Genomic DNA, 20,960 nt, shown 5'->3' on the forward strand with positions numbered 1-20,960 from the left:
GCACGATTCAGGTATACTGGGCGCTTTGCTCGTAAGGCCCTGACATGCGTACCCTAACCGCCCTGTTCCTGCTCTCGGCACTGACCGGCTGCGGCCAGACTGGCCCGCTGCAAATGCCCCCCGCACCCAGGGAAGCACCCCCGCCGCCACCGGCGGTAGCCCCGCAGGTCGAAAGCGGCGAAACCCGTGACAGCAGCGGGGAGTAGCGGCGTGGACGTATTTACCTACCGGGATGGGGAGCTGCATGCCGAAGGCGTGCCGGCACAGGCCCTCGCACGGCAATTCGGCACCCCCTGCTACGTTTACTCCCGCGCAGCGCTGGAACAGGCCTTCAAGGCCTGGCAGGCCGCGCTGGGGGACTGGCCTCACCTGATCTGCTACGCGGTCAAGGCCAACTCCAACCTGGCGGTGTTGAACCTGCTGGCCAGGCTGGGGGCGGGCTTTGACATCGTTTCGGTGGGCGAACTGGAGCGCGTAGTGGCCGCGGGGGGCGATCCGGCGAAAACCGTGTTTTCCGGTGTCGCCAAGACCCCGGGGGAAATGGCCCGCGCCCTGGAGCTGGGCATTCGCTGCTTCAACGTCGAGTCCCCCGCCGAACTGGACGTGCTCAACCGCGTGGCCGGTGAGCAGGGCTGCGTGGCGCCGGTTTCCCTCCGTGTGAACCCGGATGTGGATGCCCGCACCCACCCCTACATTTCCACCGGGCTGCGGGAAAACAAGTTCGGCCTGTCCATGGACGAAGCCCTGGCGACCTACCGACGCGCCCGGGACCTGCCCAACCTGGCCATTCGCGGGCTGGACTGTCACATCGGTTCCCAGCTGACCGAGATCGCGCCCTTCATCGACGCCCTCCGGCGCCTGCTGGGCCTGGTGGATCAACTGGCCGCCGAGGGCATCGCCATCGAACACCTCGATCTCGGGGGTGGCCTGGGCGTGCGCTACCGCGATGAGAGCCCGCCCGCGGTTGCCGATTACATCGCCGCGGTCAAGGCCGAGCTGGGCGAGCGGCGCCTGCCGCTGTTCTTCGAGCCCGGGCGCTCCATCGCCGCCAATGCCGGCATCCTGCTCACGCGGGTCGAGTACCTGAAACAAACCCCGGACCACCACTTTGCGCTGGTGGATGCGGGCATGAACGATTTGATCCGCCCCTCCCTCTACCAGGCCTGGATGGACATCCGCAAAGTCGACGACAAGCAGCGCGGGGAACGCGCCCCCTGGGACGTGGTCGGGCCGGTGTGCGAGACCGGCGACTTCCTCGGCAAGCAGCGCGACCTGTCCCTCGAGGCCGGTGACCTACTGGCGGTCTTTGGCGCCGGCGCCTATGGCTTTACCATGAGCTCGAACTACAACAGTCGCCCCCGCGCCGCGGAAGTCATGGTCGATGGCGACCAGTTGCACCTGGTGCGGGAGCGGGAGACGATTGCCGATCTGTGGCGCGGTGAACACCGCCTGCCAGACTGAGACGCGGAGCCCCCATGCAACTGAAATTCACCAAGATGCACGGCGCTGGCAACGACTTCGTGGTGATCGACCTGGTCACCCAGCGCGCCAAATTGCGCTCCCGGGATATCCGCGCCCTGGCCGACCGGCATTTCGGTGTCGGTTGCGACCAGGTACTGCTGGTTGAGCCGCCGGACCGGCCCGACGTGGACTTCCGCTACCGGATTTTCAACGCCGACGGCGGCGAAGTGGAGCAGTGTGGCAATGGTGCCCGCTGTTTCGCCCGCTTCGTGCGGGAGAAGCAACTGACGGCCAAGTCGGTGATCACCGTCAGTACCGCTGCGGGGGTGATCGAGCTGCGTGTTCGCGACCGCCAGCAGGTCCAGGTGGACATGGGCGCCCCCGAATTCGAGCCCGACAGAATCCCCTTCCGCGCCGCCGCCAGGGCCGACAGCTACCCACTGACGGTAGACGGCAGGGAGCTGGAAATTGGAGCCCTCTCCATGGGCAATCCCCACGCCGTCCTGCGGGTCGACGATGTGAACAAGGCCGGTGTGGAGACGCTGGGCCCGACCCTGGAGCGCCACCCCGACTTCCCCCAGCGGGTCAACGTCGGCTTCATGCAGGTGCTGGACGCTCACGCCATCCAGTTGAGGGTCTACGAACGCGGCGCCGGCGAAACCCTCGCCTGCGGCACCGGGGCCTGCGCGGCGGCTGTCTACGGCCTGCAGCGCGGCTGGCTGCAATCACCGGTGACAGTACAACTGCCCGGGGGTAAGCTGGAGATTGAATGGGCGGGCCCGGGGCATCCGGTTCTCATGACCGGCCCAACCGCCGTGGTTTTTGAGGGTAGCATCCGCCTCTAGGAACGACCGGCATCAGCTAACAGGAGAGAACAAGGGCATGTCAGCCAATAATGAACCCCTGGCCGCAGCAGACGACGACAACATCAGCGCCGAGCAGGTGCGCGATTACCTCAAACGTCACCGCGACTTCCTGGAACGCTACCCCGAACTACTGGATGACCTGCATGTCACCCACGCCAGCGGGAGCGCCGTCTCCCTGGTGGAGAAGCAGGTCAGCGTCCTGCGCGATCGCAACGTCGACATGCGCCAGCGGCTGACCGCTCTCACCGACAATGCGCGGCACAACGATCGCCTCTATGAGCAGACCCGGCACCTGGTGCTGGCCCTGCTGGAAGCCGACAACCTGGCCGCCATGAGCACCGCCTTCCAGCGCAGCATGCAGGAGGACTTCGACGTTGAACACGCCAGCCTCATCCTGTTCGGCGAGGGGCGCGGCGAAGATGGTGTTCGTCTGGAAACCCCGGAGCGCGCCCGTATCGAGATCGGCGGACTCTTGCGCAGCCGCACCCCGCCCTGTGGCGCCCTGCGCCGGGAGGAGCTGCGCTTCCTCTTCCCCAAGGCCGGCACCGTCGGCTCAGCCGCCGTGGCGCCCCTGGGCGACCAGGGTGTCATCGCTGTCGGCAGCTCCGACGCCAATCGCTATCACAGTGGTATGGGAACGCAGTTTCTCCAGCACATTGCCGATGTCATCGAGCGGCTCCTGCCGCGGCTGACACGGCTCGACTGAGGCCATCGCGATGCCCCTCCTGCAACAACAGGTAGACGCCTTCATCACCTGGTTGCGGGACGTGCGCGCCTGCTCACCCCACACGCTGGCGGCCTATCGCCGGGACCTGGACAGTCTGCTTGCCTGGTGTGAACAACATCAGTACCAGCATGCGGGGCAATTGCACGAAGCCGACCTCAGGACCTGGCTGGGACAACTTCACCGCGGGGGCCTGGCCAGCAGCAGCCTTCAGCGCAAGCTCTCCGCAGTACGTTCCTTCTTCGCTTACCTGGACCCGGCGCGCAATCCCGCCGCCTCGGTACAGGCACCACGCAAGCCGCGACGCCTGCCCAAGGCACTGGATGCCGACCAGGTTGGGCAGTTGCTGGATCACCCCGGCGACGACAGCCCGACGGCCCTGCGCGACCTTGCCATGGCGGAGCTTTTCTATTCCTCGGGCCTGCGCCTGGCAGAGCTGGTTGCGGTAGACATGGATGATATCGACCGCCACAGCGGACTGATCACGGTGACCGGCAAGGGCAGAAAGACCCGCAGCGTGCCGGTGGGCGCCGCCGCTCTAAAGGCACTGGACGCCTGGCTCGCGGTGCGCCCGGAAGTCGCCGAAAAGGCCCTATTCACCAGCCAGCGCGGACGCCGCATCAGTGTACGCAATGTCCAGGAGCGCCTGCGCCGGATGAGCCGCGAGGCCGGCCTGCACCAGAACGTGCACCCGCACATGCTGCGCCACTCCTTTGCCAGCCACCTGCTGGAATCCAGCGGGGATCTGCGGGCCGTGCAGGAATTGCTGGGACACAGCAACATTTCCACCACGCAGATCTACACCCACCTCGACTTCCAGCACCTGGCGCGGGTCTACGATGCCGCACACCCGCGTGCACGCCGCCGCAACAAGGGCTCCTGAATGCCGATCAGCGTTGTCACCTTTGACCTCGATAATACCTTGTGGGATGTGGAGCCCGCCCTGTTGCGCGCGGAGCAGGCACAGCGCGACTGGTTGCTGGAGCACCGTCCGGGCAGTATCGACCACCACGACCACAAGAGCCTGTGGGAATTCAAGAAGCGCATCTGGAAGCAGCATCCGGAGCTGGCGCATCACATCAGCCAGATGCGCATTCGCATGCTCGAAGCGCTGCAGCGGGAAGCCGGTTATGATGAAGAGGCGGCGTTGACAGGTGCACGGGAGGCGTTTTCAGCCTTCCTGATCGAGCGTCACAAGGTACAGCTCTACGAGGAGGCTCTGGAGGTTTTGCAACAGCTCGCCGGTCGTTACCGGCTGGGCGCCCTGACCAACGGCAATGCCGACATCTACAAGACCGACGCCGGCGAGTACTTCGATTTCGCCTTCCTGGCCGAAGAGGTCGGCGCCAGCAAACCGGCACCCGACATGTTCCAGGCCGCGCTGCAGGCCACCGGGGTGGCACCGGAAGCAATTGCCCACGTCGGCGACAGTGCCGAACACGATGTGGCGGGCGCCCGGGCCCTGGGCATGCGCACCGTGTGGGTCAACCTGCGCCAGCAGGCCTGGCCGGGGGGACCGCCCGCGGATGCGGAAATCCGCAATCTCAGGGAACTGCCCGAGGCGCTGAAAGGCCTGGACAGGAGCGCCTGAGACCCGCTTAGATGGCCTGTTCGCCGGTCTCGCCGGTGCGGATGCGGATCACCTGCTCCATCGCGGTCACAAAGATCTTGCCGTCGCCGATCTTGCCGGTATTGGCCGATTCGATGATCGCCTGAATCGTCGCATCCACCTGCTCGTCACCCACCGCGATTTCCAGCTTCAGTTTGGGCAGGAAATCCACCACGTACTCGGCGCCCCGGTAGAGCTCGGTGTGCCCGCGCTGGCGACCAAAGCCCTTGACCTCGGTGACCGTGATCCCCTGGACACCGATGTCCGACAGCGCGGCGCGCACGTCGTCCATCTTGAATGGCTTGATAATCGCGGTAACCAGTTTCATGGCAGGAGCTCCCCACTGACAGGCAAAAGGGCATTATACAGGCAAGCCTGCACTGCGACAGTGCCCGACCCTACGGGTGCGGGGAATAATCCAGGGCCTCCGCCAGGCCGGGGATCGGCTGCCAGGTATCCGCGCTGCCATTGATCGGGGTCACCGTGACGAAGCCCGCCTGGAACAGGCTGACGTCGTCCCCGGGCACGGGCGTCCCGGCCTTGCCAAAGCCGATCCGCAACTCGCCTCCGTCTTCTCCGAAGGGCCGGTCGCCAACTTCCCAGTGCATGTCCACGCTGGCAGCCGCCGACAGCGGTGCGAGGCGAATCCCTCGCTCTACCACCCAACCGGCGGGCACGTTGATGTTGAGCGCCACGCCGGGAGGCAGCAGCGCCGGCTGGCCGCTCGCCTCGAGCCCTTCGAGAATCGCACTCACCAGTCCCGCAGCGGGGTCGAATGTCGCCAGCGTGGAGGGGAAGGGATGGGGCTTTTTGTCGTGCTCCTGGAACTGCACGCCGACACTGATGGCAATCGCCGGCACCCCGAGAAAGGCCGCCTGCAGGGCGGCATTCACGGTACCCGAGTGGTGCGCGCCAGCGCGCCCCAGGTTCTGTCCGAAGTTGCTGCCGCTAACCACCACATCCGGCGGATTCTCGCCGAGTATCACCTGCAGGCCCGCGCGCACGGCATCGGTGGGGGTTCCGTCCACCGACCACATGCGCTCACCCTCGCGATTGACCGCCACGTAACTGCCCACGCGGGTATTCATGGCGCCGCCGCGGCCACTCTGGTTTTTCAGGGGCGCCACCAGGGTAACCTGGTGGCCACTCTCACTGAGCACCCGAAAGGCCGACTGGATGCCCGGCGCATCCCAGCCGTCGTCGTTGACCAGCAGGATATTCAGCGCCAACGCCGGCGTCGCCAGCAGGGTAAAAAACAGTGAAATCAGCATTCTGCGCATGGCTTTTCCTTGGCAGCGTTATTATCAATATTCCCTACAGTTACCCACGCGGACATTGCGATCCTGCATTCGGGCCTCTCCGGGGTAGGAGAGCAGAGTATACCGATTATTCCCAGTGCATAAAAAAGGGGGCCCGAAGGCCCCCAAAGCACGCATTGCATCAATGCGCCCGCATACTCATTTCTGGGAGACGAACTCCGGGTACGCTTCCATGCCACACTCGGAGAGGTCGACACCTTCGTACTCTTCCTCTTCGCTGACACGGATGCCCATGATCGCCTTGAGGATGCCCCAGACAATCAGGCTGGCAACGAAGACCCAGACAAAGATCACCAGCATGCCTACCAGCTGACCCATGAAGGTGGCGTCAGCGTCGGAGAGCAGTACCGCGAAGATGCCCCAGATGCCGACCACACCGTGGACGGAGATGGCACCCACCGGGTCGTCGATTTTCAGCTTGTCCATGGCCACGATGCTCAGGACCACGATGATGCCACCGATACCGCCGATGATAGTCGCCAGCAGGGGCGAGGGGTCGGCGGGTTCCGCGGTGATTGCTACCAGACCGGCCAGGGCACCGTTCAGAGCCATGGTCAGGTCAGCCTTGCCAAACATCAGGCGGGCCAGGAGCAGAGCGGCGATCAAGCCACCGGCAGCAGCCGCGTTGGTGTTCAGGAACACGTTGGCAACCTCGTTGGCAACCCCGATACCGCCCAGCTTGAGGGTCGAGCCACCGTTGAAGCCGAACCAGCCCATCCAGAGGATGAAGGTACCCAGGGTCGCCAGCGGCATGTTGGCACCGGGGATGGCGCGAACCGAACCATCGGCGGCGTACTTGCCTTTACGCGGACCCAGCAGCAGAACACCTGCCAGGGCTGCAGCTGCACCGGCCAGGTGCACGATGCCGGAACCGGCGTAGTCGCTGTAGCTCAGCTCACCGATGAAAGGCACAGCCTTGCCACCCCAGGTCCAGCCACCCTCGATCGGGTAGATGAAGCCGGTCATGACCACAGCGAAGGCGAGGAAGGCCCAGAGCTTCATGCGCTCTGCCACGGCACCCGAGACGATCGACATTGCCGTCGCCACGAAGACCACCTGGAAGAAGAAGTCGGAGGCACCGGAGTACTCGCCCATGTCGGCAAAGCCGGCTTCCTTCGAGGCATCCAGTACAGCGGTGATAGCCGCGTCATCCATCTGCGCCACCGTCGTCACGCCGGACAGGAAGAACCCGCCGTCGTACATGAAATGGTAGCCGCAAATCAGGTACATGGTTGAGGCCACTGCGAACAGGGCCACGTTCTTGGTGAGGATTTCGGTGGTGTTCTTCGCTCGCACGAGGCCTGCCTCGAGCATGGCAAAGCCCGCCGCCATCCACATTACCAGTGCGCCACACACCAGGAAATAAAAGGTGTCCATGGCGTACTGCAGTTCAAAAATGTTGTTTTCCATAGCAATCACTCTCGTCTGCTGGTTGCGTGGCTTCAGATCGCCTGCTCGCCGGTTTCACCGGTGCGGATACGAATCACTTGTTCCAGCGGCGACACGAAGACCTTGCCGTCGCCAATCTTGCCGGTATTGGCCGCCTTGGTGATCGCCTCGATGGTCTTGTCGACGTCGCCGTCGGCAACTGCCACCTCGATCTTCACCTTGGGCAGGAAGTCGACGACATACTCGGCACCGCGGTAGAGTTCGGTGTGGCCTTTCTGCCGCCCGAAGCCCTTGACCTCCGTCACGGTGATGCCCTGCACACCGATCTCAGAGAGCGACTCGCGCACATCGTCCAGTTTGAATGGCTTGACGATAGCCGTAATCAGTTTCATGCGTTTCTCCTGGTGTTTTCAGGGCGCCCCGCAGGGCGCCGTCTTGGTTCGCCGGGATTACAGGCTCTTGGAAATGGAGAACACAACGCGATCGTCCGCGGCCTCCACGTCATCCAGATCGGTCCCGATCAGTGCCAGGGCGAAATCGACGCCGGCAGTGCTGTAGCCCAGGGTTACGCCGTAATCCATGTAGGTGTCGGCACCCTCTTCCCAGTAGTCATCGATATCGGTATCGGTGTAACCGACGTTCAGGCCCAGGGTGAAGCCTTCGGCCAGGTCCATGTCATAACCGGCGGAGTAGTAGATGTACTCCGGACCGTCCTCACCGAACTCGTCGGAGTAGTTGACCCCGGCACTGAAGCCGGCGTAGCCCAGGCTGAATGCCAGCTCGACGTAGTCGAGTTCGGACTCCCCTTCGTAGTCGTAGTAAATGAAGCCGACGTCGTAGCCGATGCCGCTGGCGGTCTCGCCGGCGTAGCCACCGTAGTAGTCCATCTCGGTGGAGGCTTCGCCGCCGAAGTTGACGTTGGAGGCCCAGATACCGGCGTACAGACCAGTGTCACCGGCCCAGTCGAAGCCACCCTGGATAGCGCCTTTTTCGTCGCTCTGCGAAATACCGCGGAACACATAGTCGGTGGCCAGGGTCACATTGGCACTCACTTCGGCCTGGGTGCCGGCGGCGCCCGCCAACAGGACTGAGGCCAGGGAAGCAGTAAGCAGTTTCTTGTTGAACATGTTTCATCTCTCCATGGTTGGATGTGATTGGCTGGCAGATACTGATGTCCTGTCACAGCGTCCTCACGGGTCTCTGTCGCACCAGAGGTTTTGCAGTGCTTGTGCCAACAAGTTATTTTCTTTTTATTTTCAGGAAGTTAATCATCAAAAAAGCGAAGAGCGCGCATTTTGAGCGCGGTTTTCGAGCGCTCCCGATGCACCATCAGTGTGCCGCGCACCGAAATAGTGCGAACAGATGATCGGTGCCAGAACGGTGCAGATCCTCTACACTGGAAGCGTCAATAAACCACCAGGAGTTCCTGACATGGCACTCAAGCCACCCCCGATCGATGACGTGTTGCAGCAATTCAACGCACTGTTGGGCAACACCGGTCTGCGGGACGAAGTCGGCAAGAGCACGCGGTCGCTGGCTCAGGCCGCCCTGGCCCGACTGGAGCTGGTCAACCGCGAGGAGTTTGATGCGCAGGTAGCCGTCCTCGCGCGCACTCGCGCCCGTGTCGCGGAACTGGAAGCCGAACTGGAGGCCCTGACGCGCCAGGTTGAGGCACAGACCGGGGACTGAACCGCCAGCCGCCTCCAGGGCGGGCGGCGCAGATCACGCTCAAGGATGAGCCATGCCGCTTTCGGTCATCTACAGTCGCGCCACGGTAGGCGTGGAAGCCCCCGCGGTACAGGTGGAAACCCACCTGTCGGGCGGGTTACCGGCGCTCAACATTGTCGGGCTGCCGGCCACAGCGGTACGCGAAAGCCGGGACAGAGTCCGCAGCGCACTGCTTAACGCGCACTTCCAGTTCCCCGACGGGCGCATTACCGTCAACCTCGCCCCGGCCGACCTCCCCAAGGAGGGAGGGCGTTTTGACCTGCCCATCGCCCTCGGCATCCTGGCCGCCTCCGGCCAGCTGCCCTCGCGGCACCTCGCCCGGCACGAATGCGTCGGCGAATTGTCCCTGGGCGGTGAGCTGCGCGCCGTCCCCGGCATCATCCCGGTCGCCCAGGCCTGCACCCGCGCGGGTCGTCGGCTACTGGCACCCGCCAGCACCGCGACGCTGGCGTCGGTGGTGCCCGGGAGCCAGGTCATCGCTGCCTGTGACCTGCTCACTGCCTGTGCCCACCTGAATGGTCGCGAGCCCTTGGCCCCGGTGGCTTCGACACCGCTGACAGATACCGGAGAAAGCGGCCCCGACCTGGCGGACGTGGTTGGCCAGGTGCAGGCCCGGCGGGCACTCGAAGTCGCTGCGAGCGGCGGACACCACCTGCTGTTCAGCGGCCCACCGGGTACCGGCAAGACACTCCTGGCAAGCCGGCTACCGGGCATATTGCCCCCCGCTAGTGCCGAGGACCTGCTGACCAACGCGGCCCTGCACAGCCTCAGCGACAGCACCAGCCTGGCGCCACTGCGCCGGCGCCCCTTCCGCCACCCGCATCACGGCGCCAGTGCCGCGGCCCTGGTCGGGGGCGGTGGACGCCCGATGCCGGGAGAAGTCAGCCTGGCCCATGGCGGTGTGCTGTTCCTCGACGAACTGCCCGAGTTTCATCGCAGCGTGCTGGACATGCTCCGCGAGCCCCTGGAATCCGGGCAGGTCACTATCAGCCGTGCACGGCAGCGCATCACCTACCCGGCACGCTTTCAGCTGGTGGCGGCCATGAATCCCTGCCCCTGCGGCTATGACGGCGACCCGGAGCGGGTCTGCCACTGTACCCCGGAGCAGATCCTGCGCTACCGACAGCGGCTCTCCGGCCCCCTGCTGGACCGTATGGATCTGCGTGTGACCGTGGGCCGGCTGGCACCGGGGGCCCTGCTGGAAGTCAGCGCCCGCGGTGAGAGCTCGGCGCAGGTCCGGGCCCGGGTCATCCGCTGCCGTAACGCGCAGCTGCGACGGCAGGGCTGCGAGAACGCGGCGCTGGTCGGAGACGCACTGCTGCAGGTCTGTGCCCTGGGGTCAGCCGAACGCAGTCACCTCGCCAAGGCGGCGGAACGGCTGCAGCTGTCGGGGCGGGGAGTACATCGCTGCCTGCGGGTGGCCCGAACCCTGGCGGACATGGCCGGCGCAAACTGTGTCGGGCGCGCCCATCTCAACGAGGCGCTGGCCTACCGCCGCAACTGAGGTCCATAGCGATTGCCGCGGTCGATGATGCGGGCCAGTCAGCCCTCTTCCAGCCGGAATTGCACTGCGGCCTGCTCGCCATCCTGCTGGCCGAGGGTCAGGGTACCGTTGCGCAACAGCGGCAACTCTCCCCGGTGCAGGTGAACCGGCGGCTGGCCATCCAGGGTCAGCCAGGTTCCGTTGGTGGACTGGTCCACCAGCACGAAGAAGCCGTGGCGGTACTCGATCCTGGCGTGGTGGCGAGAAACCCAGTCGCTGTCCACCACCAGGCTGCAGGCGGGGTCGCGCCCGAGCGTGAAGGGTGGGGAATGCTCGGGCAGCGCCACCGGGCCGGCCCGGCTATTGAGCAGCAGGCGGCGACGGGGCGCTGCCCGGGCTGCCGGCTGGCCGCGGGGCATGGCCGTCAGGTTGGCGGTATCCTGCTCCCAGGCGACACTGACAATATCCAGGGTCTCGTCGCGACCGGGAATATGCGCGGCGCCCAGTTCCCGGCAGCGTTTCTGCAGGGGAGCGGACAGGCTACCCGAGCTGCTGTGCGTCATGACGATCTGGCCGCGACCCGCCAGGTCAACCATCCGCGAGGCGGTGTTCACCGTGCTGCCAAACACGTCACTCTCCTCGGCAATCACTGCACCGTGATGCAAGCCGATGCGCAGGCCGAGATCGCAGTCGCACATCTGCCGGTCCTCGTTGGCCCAGCGCTGCATCTCGATGGCCGCACGGAGGGCCTGCTCAACCTCCGGAAAGGTGGCCAGGACCTCGTCGCCGATGGTCTTCACCACCTCGCCCTCGTGGCTGGCGACAATGTTGGCGCAACAGTGCAGGGTGTGCTGAATGGTCTTGCGGGCAGCCTCGTCGCCCCGGCCTTCAAAAAGGCGGGTACTGCCACTGACATCGGCAAACACGACGGTGCGGGATTCTCGGCTCATGCCGTGGATCTTAGGCCATCGGCAGGCCCAGCTCCAGCAGCGACTGCACCCGCGACACGGCTCATTCCAGCCCCAGCAGGGCGGTCGCCATGCTGAAATAAATCACCACACCGCTGACGTCGGCGATGGTGGTAATCAGCGGTGTACTGGCCGTCGCCGGGTCAAAGCGCAACCGGTGCAGCAGGAAGGGCAGCAACATGCCCACCACACTGCCCACCATCACCACGGCAATCATGGTCAGTGCCACCACCACCGCGATGCCGGGGCCCGCGCGCAGGAAACCCACCGAGAGCACGGCGAGGGCCATGGTCAAGCCCAGGCCGGCGGCGACCAGCACCTCCCGGGACAACAGCCGGCCCCAGTCGCGCGTGCGCACATCCCCGGTGGCCAGGGCGCGCACCATGAGTGTCGCCGACTGGGCCCCGGCGTTGCCGGCGCTGGCCACCAGCAGGGGCAGGAAGAACAACAGAGCGAGATTGTCGGCAATGGTCTGCTCGTAGTGGGCAATGCCCGCCCCGGTGAACAGGTTGGCAAAGACCAGGATGATCAGCCACTGGATGCGCGAGCGGTAGAGCGAGAAGGGGCTGGCCCGGCGAAAACTGCCGTCCAGCCCTTCCACCGTAGCCCCCTTGTGCATGTCCTCGGTGGCTTCCGCTTCCGCCACATCCATGGCGTCGTCGTAGGTGACGATGCCCACCAGGCGCTGCTCCGCGTCGACGATCGGCAGGGCGATCAGGTCGTAGCGGGCAATCAGACGGGCGACCTCTTCCTGCTCGGTTTCGACCTCCGCCTGCACCAGCCCACTGGCCATCAACTCGGAGACCCGCGTCCCCGGCAGGGCGGTGATCAGGTTGCGCAGGGACACTGCTCCCTGCAGGCGGTGCTCCGCATCCACCACGTAGACCTGGTAGATGGTCTCCGTCTCCGGCGCCGTCTGCCGCAACTGCTCGATCGCCTGCCCGGCACTCATTGCGCCACCGACCGTGGCGTACTCGGAGCTCATCAGGGCGCCTGCCGTGCCCTCGCGATAGCTGGCCAGACGCAGCAGGTCCTCGCGCTCCCGCCGTGCCAGCAATTGCGACAGCTGGTGCTGGCGCACCGAGTCCATCAGCAGGAAGAAGTCGGCCCGCTCGTCGGAGGACATCGCGGTCACCAGCTCCGCCAGGGCCGGCATGGGCAGGAGGGTGGAGAGCTCCGCCTGGACATCGGGCTCCAGGTAGCCGAAGACGATCCCGCGCCGTTCGGCGGGCAGGGCCCGGAAGACCCGCAGCCCGCGCCCCCCCTCGAGATTGAGCTCCACGAACTCGGCCAGGTCCGCGGCATTGAGCCCGGCGGCTCCCTCGCTCAGGGCCCGGTCGTCACCGCGCTCCAGGGCCTGCTGTAGCGTGGCGAAAGGCGCTGTGGGCTCACTGGACATCGGGGCTTCCGCTCGGCTGGATGAGGATCAGACAGCATTGTACCGGATCGCCGTGCCGACCAGGCTCCGCGAAGCGTGTCACCTTGCAGGAAACAGCGATGGGCGGGAAATCTGGCGCGGAAAGCCAGCGTCAGCGGGCGCCCGCCCCTGTTCAAGCGCCGGGGGCCAGGCCCATGAACTTGCTCTGCACGATGCGGAAACGACTGGTCACAAAAGCCAGGTCTGCCAGGCAGGCATTGCCCGCCGGGTTCAGACCCGTGACATGGAAGTCGGAATAGGCCGCGGCGAAGTTGATCGGCATGCCGTGCAGGTTGCAGGCCACCGAGGCGCCCGCCTGGTGGTAGGCCGCCACGGCCCGCTCCAGGAAGTCCGCCTCCGTGGAATAGACGTGGGAGGTAATCGCGCCACAGTCCCGGGCGTTGCCGGTGGCATCGCCGAGACAGGCCTCCGCGCTCTCATTGGCAATGATGAATGCGACCGGCCCGAAGACCTCCTGGCGATACCAGTCGCGATCGCTCTCCGTGGCGGCGATCACCAGGGGCGTCGCCGTGCGCGCGCGGGGGAAGCCCGGGTTTTCGTAGGGTGCCGAATCCCGCAAGATACGCGCCCCGGCCATATCGCGATAGCGATCAACGGTGGCCTGCACCGCCGGGTCGAAGAGGGTGCCACAGAGGGTGGCCGCGGCGCGGGGGTCTGCCAGCCAGTGGTCCACCGCCTCACAGATCGCGCTGGCGACTTGCTCGTGGCTCGCCCGGCCACTACCTACGCGGATACCGGCCGCGGGAACGTGGATGTTCTGCACACTGGTACACATCTGCGCCGAAGCCTGGCAGAGGGAATGGGCAATCGCCCGCGCGGTCGCCGTCAGATCATCGGTGGACTCCAGCACCACCGAATTGCAGCCAGCGGTTTCGGTGTAGACCTGCTTGCCGGGGCAGTTGCGCTCAAGCCAGTTGCCGAAGCGCGGACTGCCGGTAAAGTCGATAATCGCCGTATCCGGGTGCTGCACAAGTGGCAGAGTCGCGGGCTCGTCCCGGGTATCTGCCGCCAGCGTCACCAGATTGGGGTCGAAGCCGGCCTCGGCCAGCACCTCGCGACACACCCTGGCTACCAGGGCCACCGGCAGGGTTGCCGCCGGGTGCGACTTGAGAATGACCGGGTTGCCGGTCGCCAGGGAGGCGCACAGGGCCGGATAGGTATTCCACAGGGGGAAAGTGGCACAGCAGATCACCACACCGACGCCGCGGGGCACCAGCCGGTAGCGCTTGTCCAGACTGGCCACGCCGTCGCGTCCGAATTGGCGCTCCCAGTGCGCCGTGGCCGGCACATCCTGCATCGCCTTGTGGGCATAGGCCAGGGCTTCCAGGCCCCGGTCGAGGGCATTGGCGCCGCTGCCGGCAAAGGCCATCACATAGGACTGGCCGGATGTGTGCATGGTGGCGTGAGCGTTCTCGAACAGCTGCTCGCCGCAGCGCTGCAGAATCTCGAGGCAGACTCCCACCCGCGTCTCGGGACTGGCGGCCGCCCAGTCAGGGCGCGCCGCGTGAATGGCCGGAAACAGGCGATCGGGATCCACCCGGGGATAGCGCACGCCCAGTGGTTCGCCGGTGTAGGGCGAGACCTCTTCCCCGACGCGCGCCACCTCGCCGGGTTGCTCCAGGGGAAAATCACTCCCCAGCAGCGCCTCGAAACGGGCCTTGCCCGCCGCCGGTTTTTCCTCGCCGTGGAGCTTGGTACTCGGGCTTTCCGGCCAGCCACTCCAGGCGTAGCGTTTTGCACAGGCATCCAGGGCCTTGTCCAACAGAGGGCGGTGTTTTTCGAACAGCGTGCTCATGTCTGTTTACCGGCGAGTCTGAAAGCAGAGCCGGAACAGTGACACAAGCAAGTCTGTTTATGCAAGCCTGTGTTTTTTCGGCGGCCCGATAGTGAAATCGACGTGGTGAGCGCGCAACTCCTCGCCGCAGTGATCGCAGACCACCTCGCCGTGCAGGTTCTCGCCGCAGAGCGTGTGAGTCAGGCACATGGGGCGCCCCGCCCCTGTCGGGTCACACCACTTGTCGCCCCACTGCAGCAGGGTCAGGAAGTAGGGAAACAGGTCCCAGCCCTTGTCGGTCAGGGAGTAGGCGTAGCGCACCGGACGCTGCTGATAGGCCTGGGTGGCAAAAATGCCGTGCTCGACCAGAAAGCGCATGCGATCGGCCAGGATATTGGTGGCCACCGGCAATTCGCGGTGAAACTCGTCAAAGCGATGCAGGCCGTGAAAGGCCAGGGCAATCACATTGGCGGTCCAGCGGTCACCCACCAGGTTGATCAGGTTGCGATAGACACTGTGCTCGCTGGGTACGTCGCTGGCGGGCAGGGAGGAGCGCCGTCGCACCTTCTTGTCGCGGGTATCCCGGGTCGCCCCCGGGCCGGGGTGGTACTCGACATCGCGGCCATCGACATCCCGCCGACAGCTGCTGCAGCGCAGGCGCGGGCTGACCGGGTGGCCACAGCTGCGATGGAACAGGTGAACCCGCCCCGCCGCCGGCGGCGGATGGTGCTTCTCTTCCCACTGCACCGCCATCAGTGCGAGGTGGTAGAGATCGATCGATTTGCGCGTGAGATGGTAGACCTGCCGGCCGGGGTTCTCCTCATCCGCGCGCTTGCGCAGACAGCCCACCGACTGCAGCCATTTCAGGCGATTGGACAACACGCCACGGGACACCCCCATGGCCTCGAGCATGCCGCTGAAGGAATTGATGCCCCAGAACACCTCCTGGATGATGAGGATGCACCACTTGTCGCCAATCTGGTCGAGGGCCCGGGTAATCGAGCTGGCCCGGGTGGTGAGGGGCTCCAGCAGCACGCCCCCCTGCTTGCGCGGAGACTGGCGCTGGCCGCGGCTTTTGCTGCGCGGCCTGCCCGTGGTGGGGCTGTCTGTTTTCGGTGGGTTCATCGCCGGGCATGATAGGCGAAAGCCGGTGGCGACTCCACCGGCCCGCCCTCAGGCCTGCCGGGCTCAGAAGCTCTTGGTGAGCGTGACACCCGCGGTGCGCGGTGGCATGTAGTATTCCGAGGTGACCCCGGTGGGGTCCACAATGCGGTTGGTCACCTGCAGCTCATCGTTGAGGTTCTTGCCCCACACGTCCACCGCCAGCGAGCCGTCGGCACTGGTCCAGCTCACGCTGGCATCGATCAACTCGACACTGCCCTGGCGCTCCACCGGACGGTTCTGCGGGCCGGTGTAATACTCGTCCTTCCAGCTGTAGCTGAGGCCGAAGTCCAGCGCCGATCCACCGTCGAGGGGCACCCGGTAGTTGGCGGTCGCGGTCAGCGCGCCGTCCGGGGCGAAAGGCAGGTCGCGATCCGACAGATCCAGCCCGTTGGCGTTGATGAACTCCTCGAAGGTGGCGTCGCTCCAGTTGTAGCTGGCGCTCAGGGTGAAGTTCTCAACGGGAACCACATCGATGGAAGCCTCCACGCCGCGGGACTCCGCCTGGGCATTCAGCAGCACCAGCAGGAAGCGGCTGTTGAGCTCGAACACCTGCAGGTCGTCATAGCTCATGTCGTAGTAGGACAGGTTGAACTGCAGGCGACGGTTCCACCAGGAGGACTTCATGCCCAGTTCGATGTTCTCGACGATCTCCGGGTCCACCGGCTCCCCCGCCACCCCGGGCAGGTTGGTCTGGGACTGGAAGGCGCCACTCTTGAAGCCCTCGGCGTAGGTGGCATAGAACATCAGGTCATCCGAGGGACGCCAGGCCAGGGACAGCTTGTGGGTAATCTCCGACCAGGAATCCTCCGCCGACACCGGCGCCGGGAAGGACGGCAGGATCAAGGGTACACCGGAGGGCGCGGTGCCCAGCAGGTCGATAGCGTTCTGGGTGATTTCCTTTTCATCCTCCGCCCAGCGCACGCCATAGGTCAGGGTGAGCTGCTCCGTCAGGTTCCAGTCCACCTGGCCGTAAAGGGCATAACTGGTGGTGGTGTTGTCCTGGGTAAACAGCACGTCACCCACGGCGGCAAGCCCCAGCCCCTGCAGCGGAGTGCTGTACTGGGTGTAGAACTCCTCGGCGCGCTCGACGTCCTCCTCCATGAAGAAGGCACCCGCCAGCCAGTTGAAACGGTCGCTGTCACCCGCCAGACGGAACTCCTGGGAGAACTGCGAGGCGTCCTCCTCGGCGCCATTGACCACGTTCCCCGGCGCGGTAAAGAAGCCCGGCGGCAAGGGCACCCCCGCCGGCGAAGGCGCGTCCAGGTCATTCAGGGGGATACCGGTCAGGTCGTCCACCCAGTCGTACTCGCTGGCGCGCCAGGCGGTAATCGAGGTGAGGGTCGACCACTCGAGGTCGACTTCGAGACGCGCCATCAGGCCCTCGACGGTACGTTCCTGGGAGGTGTCGAACTGGGAGGCGCAATTGCGATCATCCGCCATGTAGCGCTCTGACATGCCAATGCGCCAGAAAGGCGCCAGACCGGCAATCGCGGAATCGACGTTCTGGATATGCCGGCAGGGTCCGTTGGTCTCGTCCTTGGCGTAGTCGGCGGACAGCAGCAGAGCGACATCCTCGGTGATCTCGAACATCAGCTGGCCGCGGGCACTGACCGCGCGGGCGTCGTCCATTTTTTCCCCGGCATTGCCGGCGCCGATGCTGCCGCCAATCAGGGGGCTGTTGGAGAAATTCCCGGCGGTATTGATCTCCCCGGGGCTTATCACGTTGCGTCCGTAACCATCGCGGTCGCGAAAGGAGTACACCAGCTTGCCGGCGATGCGCTCGCTCAGGCCGCCGGTGGCCAGTGCCTGGAAATGCCGCAGTTCATCGGTACCGGCCGAGACCCGCAGGCGCACCTCGGATTCCTGCGAGGGACGCGAAGTCACGATGTTGATGGCGCCGCCGTTGGTGTTCTTGCCGTACAGGGTGCCCTGGGGGCCGCGCAGAATTTCCACCCGCTCGAGGTCGAAGAGGTCGAAGCCAACCCCGCCCGTCCGGCCGATGTACACCTCATCCAGAAAGACGCCGACCGCCGGATCACTGCCCGCGGAGTCGGAGCTGTTGCCGATCCCGCGGATATAGATACGCGGCTCGCCGATACTGAACTGGTTGTAGGTCAGGCCCGGTGTGCGGAAGGCGATATCGTTCAGGCCGCTGATCTTGCCCACCTCGATATCGCTGCCCGCCAGTGCAGCCACCGACAGTGGCACATCCTGGATGCTCTGGGCGCGGCGCTCGGCCGTCACCACGACCTCCTCAAGCTGTGGCTGTGCCAGGGCCAACGCGGGCAGCGCCAGCGGCATCACGGAAAGCGCACGCAGCGCACTGCGAAGGGTCTGCTGATTCATGGAAACCTCACGGGTTATTATCAATTATTGTGACTTGCATTAACGAACTTAGTGTATCGCAGAGCCGGGGAAACACAAGCGGGACCTTACCGGCCTCGGCGCTCCCCGGGATGCCCCTCAGCGGGGGTAGAGATCCTCCCCTCGGGCCCAGGTGGCGTGAAAACCAAAGGGTACCCGGTGAGGCATGCGCACTCGCGCCACCGGGCCCTGTTCAATATCCGCCGCCGCAAAGACCAGGCAGTGGGACTGCCAGGTGTTGCTGTCGGTCACCAGGGTGATGACATAGCCATCGTCTTCCCCGCTGTCCGCGCCGGCGCCGCGGCGCGGGGCGAATACCGCCTCACTGCCAAAGACGCCGCGGCCGTAATCCCACTGCCAGCGTCTGCCGGTCTCGTTGTCGTACTTGACCAGACCGGTGAAACGCAGCGTGTGGCCGCCCTCGTGAAACAGCGGAATGCGCTGGTGATAGGCATAGCGGCTCTTGCGCCCGAGGTAAAGGGGATTGCTCTTGTTGAACTCGGTGTTCAGGTCGTCGATGGGGCCTTCACGTACCTCCCCCGTGCGCAGGTTGAAGCGCCAGCGGTAGTTGTTGGCCTCCAGGCGCATGTAGGCCAGCATCGAGGCCAGGTCGCCCTCGCCCGGCTGGGCCGCGGGCATCGGGTTGGTGGAGCGGCAGCCATCCATGACCACCCAGTCACCCTCCTCCCAACAGTTGCTGGTATGCAGGATGTAGCAGGGTTCGCACTCGAACCAGCGCACCTCGTCGCCGCGCCCGTAGCGCGGAATCAGGCCAAAGCGTGTGGGCATGTCGGTGTGGAAGGTCAGCACCCGGTAGCCGTGGCGACGCAGCACGTTCATGTCGTGGAAGAAGGGCAGGTCGTGCAGAATCGTATAGTGGGTGGTCACGCCGATGTCGTGGGGCAGTCGCGGCCCCGGCAGGTCAATCGCCACCTCGTGCTTGAGCCGGCCATCGGGGCCGGCCACACCATAAGTCATATAGGGCGGCTCATTCCCGTAGTCAAAGAACAGCAGCTCACCGGTCGCCAGGTCAACCTTGGAGTGTGCCGACAGCCGTCGGTGATCGCGCCCTGCCAGGTCGTAATAGCCGCGGGTCTCCAGGGTCTGGGCATCCAGCCGATAGGGGTGACCGGCGTTGTACCAGAGGCTCATCAGGTCGCCGTTATAGAGGAAGATGTCGGTGTTCGAAGTGTCCTTGATACCAAAGGGCGAGAGTTCGTAGTCGAAGGGCCCCATCACCCCGGGTGAAATCGACTTCCCGTCCGCCCGCTCCTCCTGCAGGGCCAGGGTGTTCACATAGCGATTGCGGTAGGCAGCCTGCCCGTCGCGGAAGTAGACACCGTGCACCATGCCGTCGCCATCAAAGGGGTGATAGCGGTTCTTGGGCTTGAAGTAGGGGTTCGGGCCATTGCGGAAATAGGCACCCTCCAGATCCGCCGGCAGCTCTCCCTCGAACTCCAGACCCGACACTTCCAGCTCGTCAGCCGTGGGCGCGTAGACGCCGTGCAGGTAGGGGTTGTCCAGGGTATAGATCCAGTTGTGGGTATCCGGGAACTCGGCGACACCGCCGATACAGCGCTCCACGCTTGGATATTCACTGATCTTGCTGAGACTTTGCATGCTGCACTCCCGCTTTGTCGGGTGCGGAAACGGGCTTTCCGCACTGGGGCTTTGCCCGGATTATAGACCTCAAGTTCTTTTATGCAAGTATTCGTATTGCGGCCCGCGCAACAAAACCCTACACTCCAGGTCTATTTATAAAACCAACAAGAGCGAGCGTATCCCGTGGCCATTAGCGACAACAGGGCGAACGGAAAGACACAGGATCTGGCGGGGAGGACCGCCATCATTTCCGGCGCCGGCAAGGGCCTGGGCCGGGCCTACGCACTCGAGCTGGCGGCCCGCGGCGCGCGGATAGTGGTGAACAACCGCAGCCACCCCACCGACACGGTTCGCAGCGCCGACGGCGTGGTCGACGAGATTCAGGCCCGGGGCGGACAGGCGGTAGCGGACGATACCCCGGTGGAGGACGCCACCTGCGGCCAGCGCCTGCTGGAGCGCGCCCTGGACAGTTTCGGCCGGCTCGACATAGTGATTGCCAACGCTGGCGTGTCCGAGGCAGCTGCTTTCCACAAGCAGGAGATCGGCGACTTTCGCCGCGTCGTGGATATCAACCTGATGGGCACCGTCCACCTGTTACACGCGACCTTCAGCCATCTTTACCAACAGCGCCGGGGTGCTATTGTCGTCAGCAGCTCGGCGGCAGGCCTTTACGGCGAGCACGGCCTGCCCGCCTACTCTGCCTCCAAGGCCGCAGTAATAGGACTGTGCCAGGCGCTGGCCCTGGAGGGCGCGGCGCATGGCGTGCGTGTGAACACCATTGCCCCCTTTGCCACCACTGCCATGACAGAAGCCAGCCTGTCCGAAGCGCTGCGGAACAAGCTCTCCCCCGCGGCGGTTGCACCTGTGGTGGCCTGGCTGAGCGGGGACCACTGCCCACTGAATGGCGAGGTGCTGGTCGCCGGAGGCGGCCGGCTGGCTCGCGCTCGCACCCTGATGACCGGGACCTGCGAAGACAAGGAACTCGCGGATGGCTGGAAAGCCCTGGGGCAGCCCACCCGCGACCACCCCTCCGCCGTCGCCATGTTCCAGCAATTCATAGGGGGCCTGTAA

20 protein-coding genes are annotated in these 20,960 nt (G+C 65.1%); 9 read left to right on the plus strand and 11 right to left on the minus strand.

Annotated elements, in window-relative coordinates; genetic code table 11:
* Window positions 1-44 precede the first annotated feature (44 nt).
* The 6 genes from lptM to ACYVGS_RS11495 are packed head-to-tail and all read left to right on the plus strand — an operon-like array spanning window position 45 to window position 4,642.
* A complete protein-coding gene (gene lptM, locus ACYVGS_RS11470) occupies window positions 45-206 on the plus strand; it encodes an LPS translocon maturation chaperone LptM (RefSeq protein ID WP_460588818.1) in 162 nt (53 codons plus the stop codon).
* Between the two features lie 4 nt (window positions 207-210).
* On the plus strand, window positions 211-1,461 hold the full coding sequence (gene lysA, locus ACYVGS_RS11475; RefSeq protein ID WP_460588819.1) for a diaminopimelate decarboxylase family protein: 1,251 nt from the start codon (window positions 211-213) through the stop codon (window positions 1,459-1,461).
* A 14-nt stretch (window positions 1,462-1,475) separates the two neighbouring features.
* Window positions 1,476-2,306, plus strand: coding sequence for a diaminopimelate epimerase (gene dapF / locus ACYVGS_RS11480; protein WP_460588820.1), 831 nt, complete (start codon window positions 1,476-1,478; stop codon window positions 2,304-2,306).
* Window positions 2,307-2,343: 37 nt separating this feature from the next.
* Window positions 2,344-3,033, plus strand: coding sequence for a DUF484 family protein (locus ACYVGS_RS11485; RefSeq protein ID WP_460588821.1), 690 nt, complete (start codon window positions 2,344-2,346; stop codon window positions 3,031-3,033).
* 10 nt (window positions 3,034-3,043) lie between these two features.
* On the plus strand, window positions 3,044-3,934 hold the full coding sequence (xerC, locus tag ACYVGS_RS11490) for a tyrosine recombinase XerC (protein WP_460588822.1): 891 nt from the start codon (window positions 3,044-3,046) through the stop codon (window positions 3,932-3,934).
* The gene (locus ACYVGS_RS11495) at window positions 3,935-4,642 is read left to right on the plus strand and encodes an HAD family hydrolase (RefSeq protein ID WP_460588823.1); all 708 of its coding nucleotides are present in this window, start codon (window positions 3,935-3,937) and stop codon (window positions 4,640-4,642) included.
* Window positions 4,643-4,649: 7 nt separating this feature from the next.
* On the opposite strand, the gene ACYVGS_RS11500 is transcribed toward ACYVGS_RS11495, so the two are convergent.
* From ACYVGS_RS11500 to ACYVGS_RS11520, 5 genes are all read right to left on the minus strand, one after another.
* The gene (locus tag ACYVGS_RS11500) at window positions 4,650-4,988 is read right to left on the minus strand and encodes a P-II family nitrogen regulator (protein ID WP_460588824.1); all 339 of its coding nucleotides are present in this window, start codon (window positions 4,986-4,988) and stop codon (window positions 4,650-4,652) included.
* A gap of 70 nt (window positions 4,989-5,058) precedes the next feature.
* A complete protein-coding gene (gene surE / locus ACYVGS_RS11505) occupies window positions 5,059-5,940 on the minus strand; it encodes a 5'/3'-nucleotidase SurE (protein ID WP_460588825.1) in 882 nt (293 codons plus the stop codon).
* A 177-nt stretch (window positions 5,941-6,117) separates the two neighbouring features.
* On the minus strand, window positions 6,118-7,389 hold the full coding sequence (locus ACYVGS_RS11510) for an ammonium transporter family protein (RefSeq protein ID WP_460588826.1): 1,272 nt from the start codon (window positions 7,387-7,389) through the stop codon (window positions 6,118-6,120).
* 32 nt (window positions 7,390-7,421) lie between these two features.
* Complete coding sequence (gene glnK, locus ACYVGS_RS11515) at window positions 7,422-7,760, minus strand: P-II family nitrogen regulator (protein WP_460588827.1); 339 nt, start codon at window positions 7,758-7,760, stop codon at window positions 7,422-7,424.
* A gap of 57 nt (window positions 7,761-7,817) precedes the next feature.
* The gene (locus tag ACYVGS_RS11520; RefSeq protein ID WP_460588828.1) at window positions 7,818-8,495 is read right to left on the minus strand and encodes a TorF family putative porin; all 678 of its coding nucleotides are present in this window, start codon (window positions 8,493-8,495) and stop codon (window positions 7,818-7,820) included.
* A gap of 304 nt (window positions 8,496-8,799) precedes the next feature.
* Here ACYVGS_RS11520 and ACYVGS_RS11525 point away from each other — a divergent pair, with 304 nt between their 5' ends.
* Both ACYVGS_RS11525 and ACYVGS_RS11530 read left to right on the plus strand, forming a co-directional pair.
* Window positions 8,800-9,057, plus strand: a complete 258-nt coding sequence (locus tag ACYVGS_RS11525) for an accessory factor UbiK family protein (protein ID WP_460588829.1) — start codon at window positions 8,800-8,802, stop codon at window positions 9,055-9,057.
* A 52-nt stretch (window positions 9,058-9,109) separates the two neighbouring features.
* Entirely contained in the window at window positions 9,110-10,600 is a 1,491-nt protein-coding gene (locus ACYVGS_RS11530; protein ID WP_460588830.1) for a YifB family Mg chelatase-like AAA ATPase, read from the plus strand.
* Between the two features lie 38 nt (window positions 10,601-10,638).
* On the opposite strand, the gene ACYVGS_RS11535 is transcribed toward ACYVGS_RS11530, so the two are convergent.
* From ACYVGS_RS11535 to ACYVGS_RS11560, 6 genes are all read right to left on the minus strand, one after another.
* On the minus strand, window positions 10,639-11,529 hold the full coding sequence (locus tag ACYVGS_RS11535) for an adenylate/guanylate cyclase domain-containing protein (protein WP_460588831.1): 891 nt from the start codon (window positions 11,527-11,529) through the stop codon (window positions 10,639-10,641).
* 61 nt (window positions 11,530-11,590) lie between these two features.
* Window positions 11,591-12,946, minus strand: a complete 1,356-nt coding sequence (gene mgtE, locus ACYVGS_RS11540; RefSeq protein ID WP_460588832.1) for a magnesium transporter — start codon at window positions 12,944-12,946, stop codon at window positions 11,591-11,593.
* A gap of 151 nt (window positions 12,947-13,097) precedes the next feature.
* Window positions 13,098-14,780 carry an aldehyde dehydrogenase family protein gene (gene paaN, locus ACYVGS_RS11545; RefSeq protein ID WP_460588833.1) on the minus strand — a complete coding sequence of 561 codons (1,683 nt, stop codon included), beginning with the start codon at window positions 14,778-14,780 and terminating at the stop codon, window positions 13,098-13,100.
* A gap of 57 nt (window positions 14,781-14,837) precedes the next feature.
* Complete coding sequence (locus tag ACYVGS_RS11550; RefSeq protein WP_460588834.1) at window positions 14,838-15,884, minus strand: winged helix-turn-helix transcriptional regulator; 1,047 nt, start codon at window positions 15,882-15,884, stop codon at window positions 14,838-14,840.
* 63 nt (window positions 15,885-15,947) lie between these two features.
* A complete protein-coding gene (locus tag ACYVGS_RS11555; RefSeq protein WP_460588835.1) occupies window positions 15,948-18,269 on the minus strand; it encodes a TonB-dependent receptor in 2,322 nt (773 codons plus the stop codon).
* A gap of 117 nt (window positions 18,270-18,386) precedes the next feature.
* The gene (locus ACYVGS_RS11560; protein WP_460588836.1) at window positions 18,387-19,907 is read right to left on the minus strand and encodes a carotenoid oxygenase family protein; all 1,521 of its coding nucleotides are present in this window, start codon (window positions 19,905-19,907) and stop codon (window positions 18,387-18,389) included.
* A 165-nt stretch (window positions 19,908-20,072) separates the two neighbouring features.
* On the opposite strand from ACYVGS_RS11560, the gene ACYVGS_RS11565 reads away from it, so the two are divergent.
* Entirely contained in the window at window positions 20,073-20,960 is an 888-nt protein-coding gene (locus tag ACYVGS_RS11565; RefSeq protein ID WP_460588837.1) for a Rossmann-fold NAD(P)-binding domain-containing protein, read from the plus strand.

The organism is Haliea atlantica (assembly GCF_054779855.1).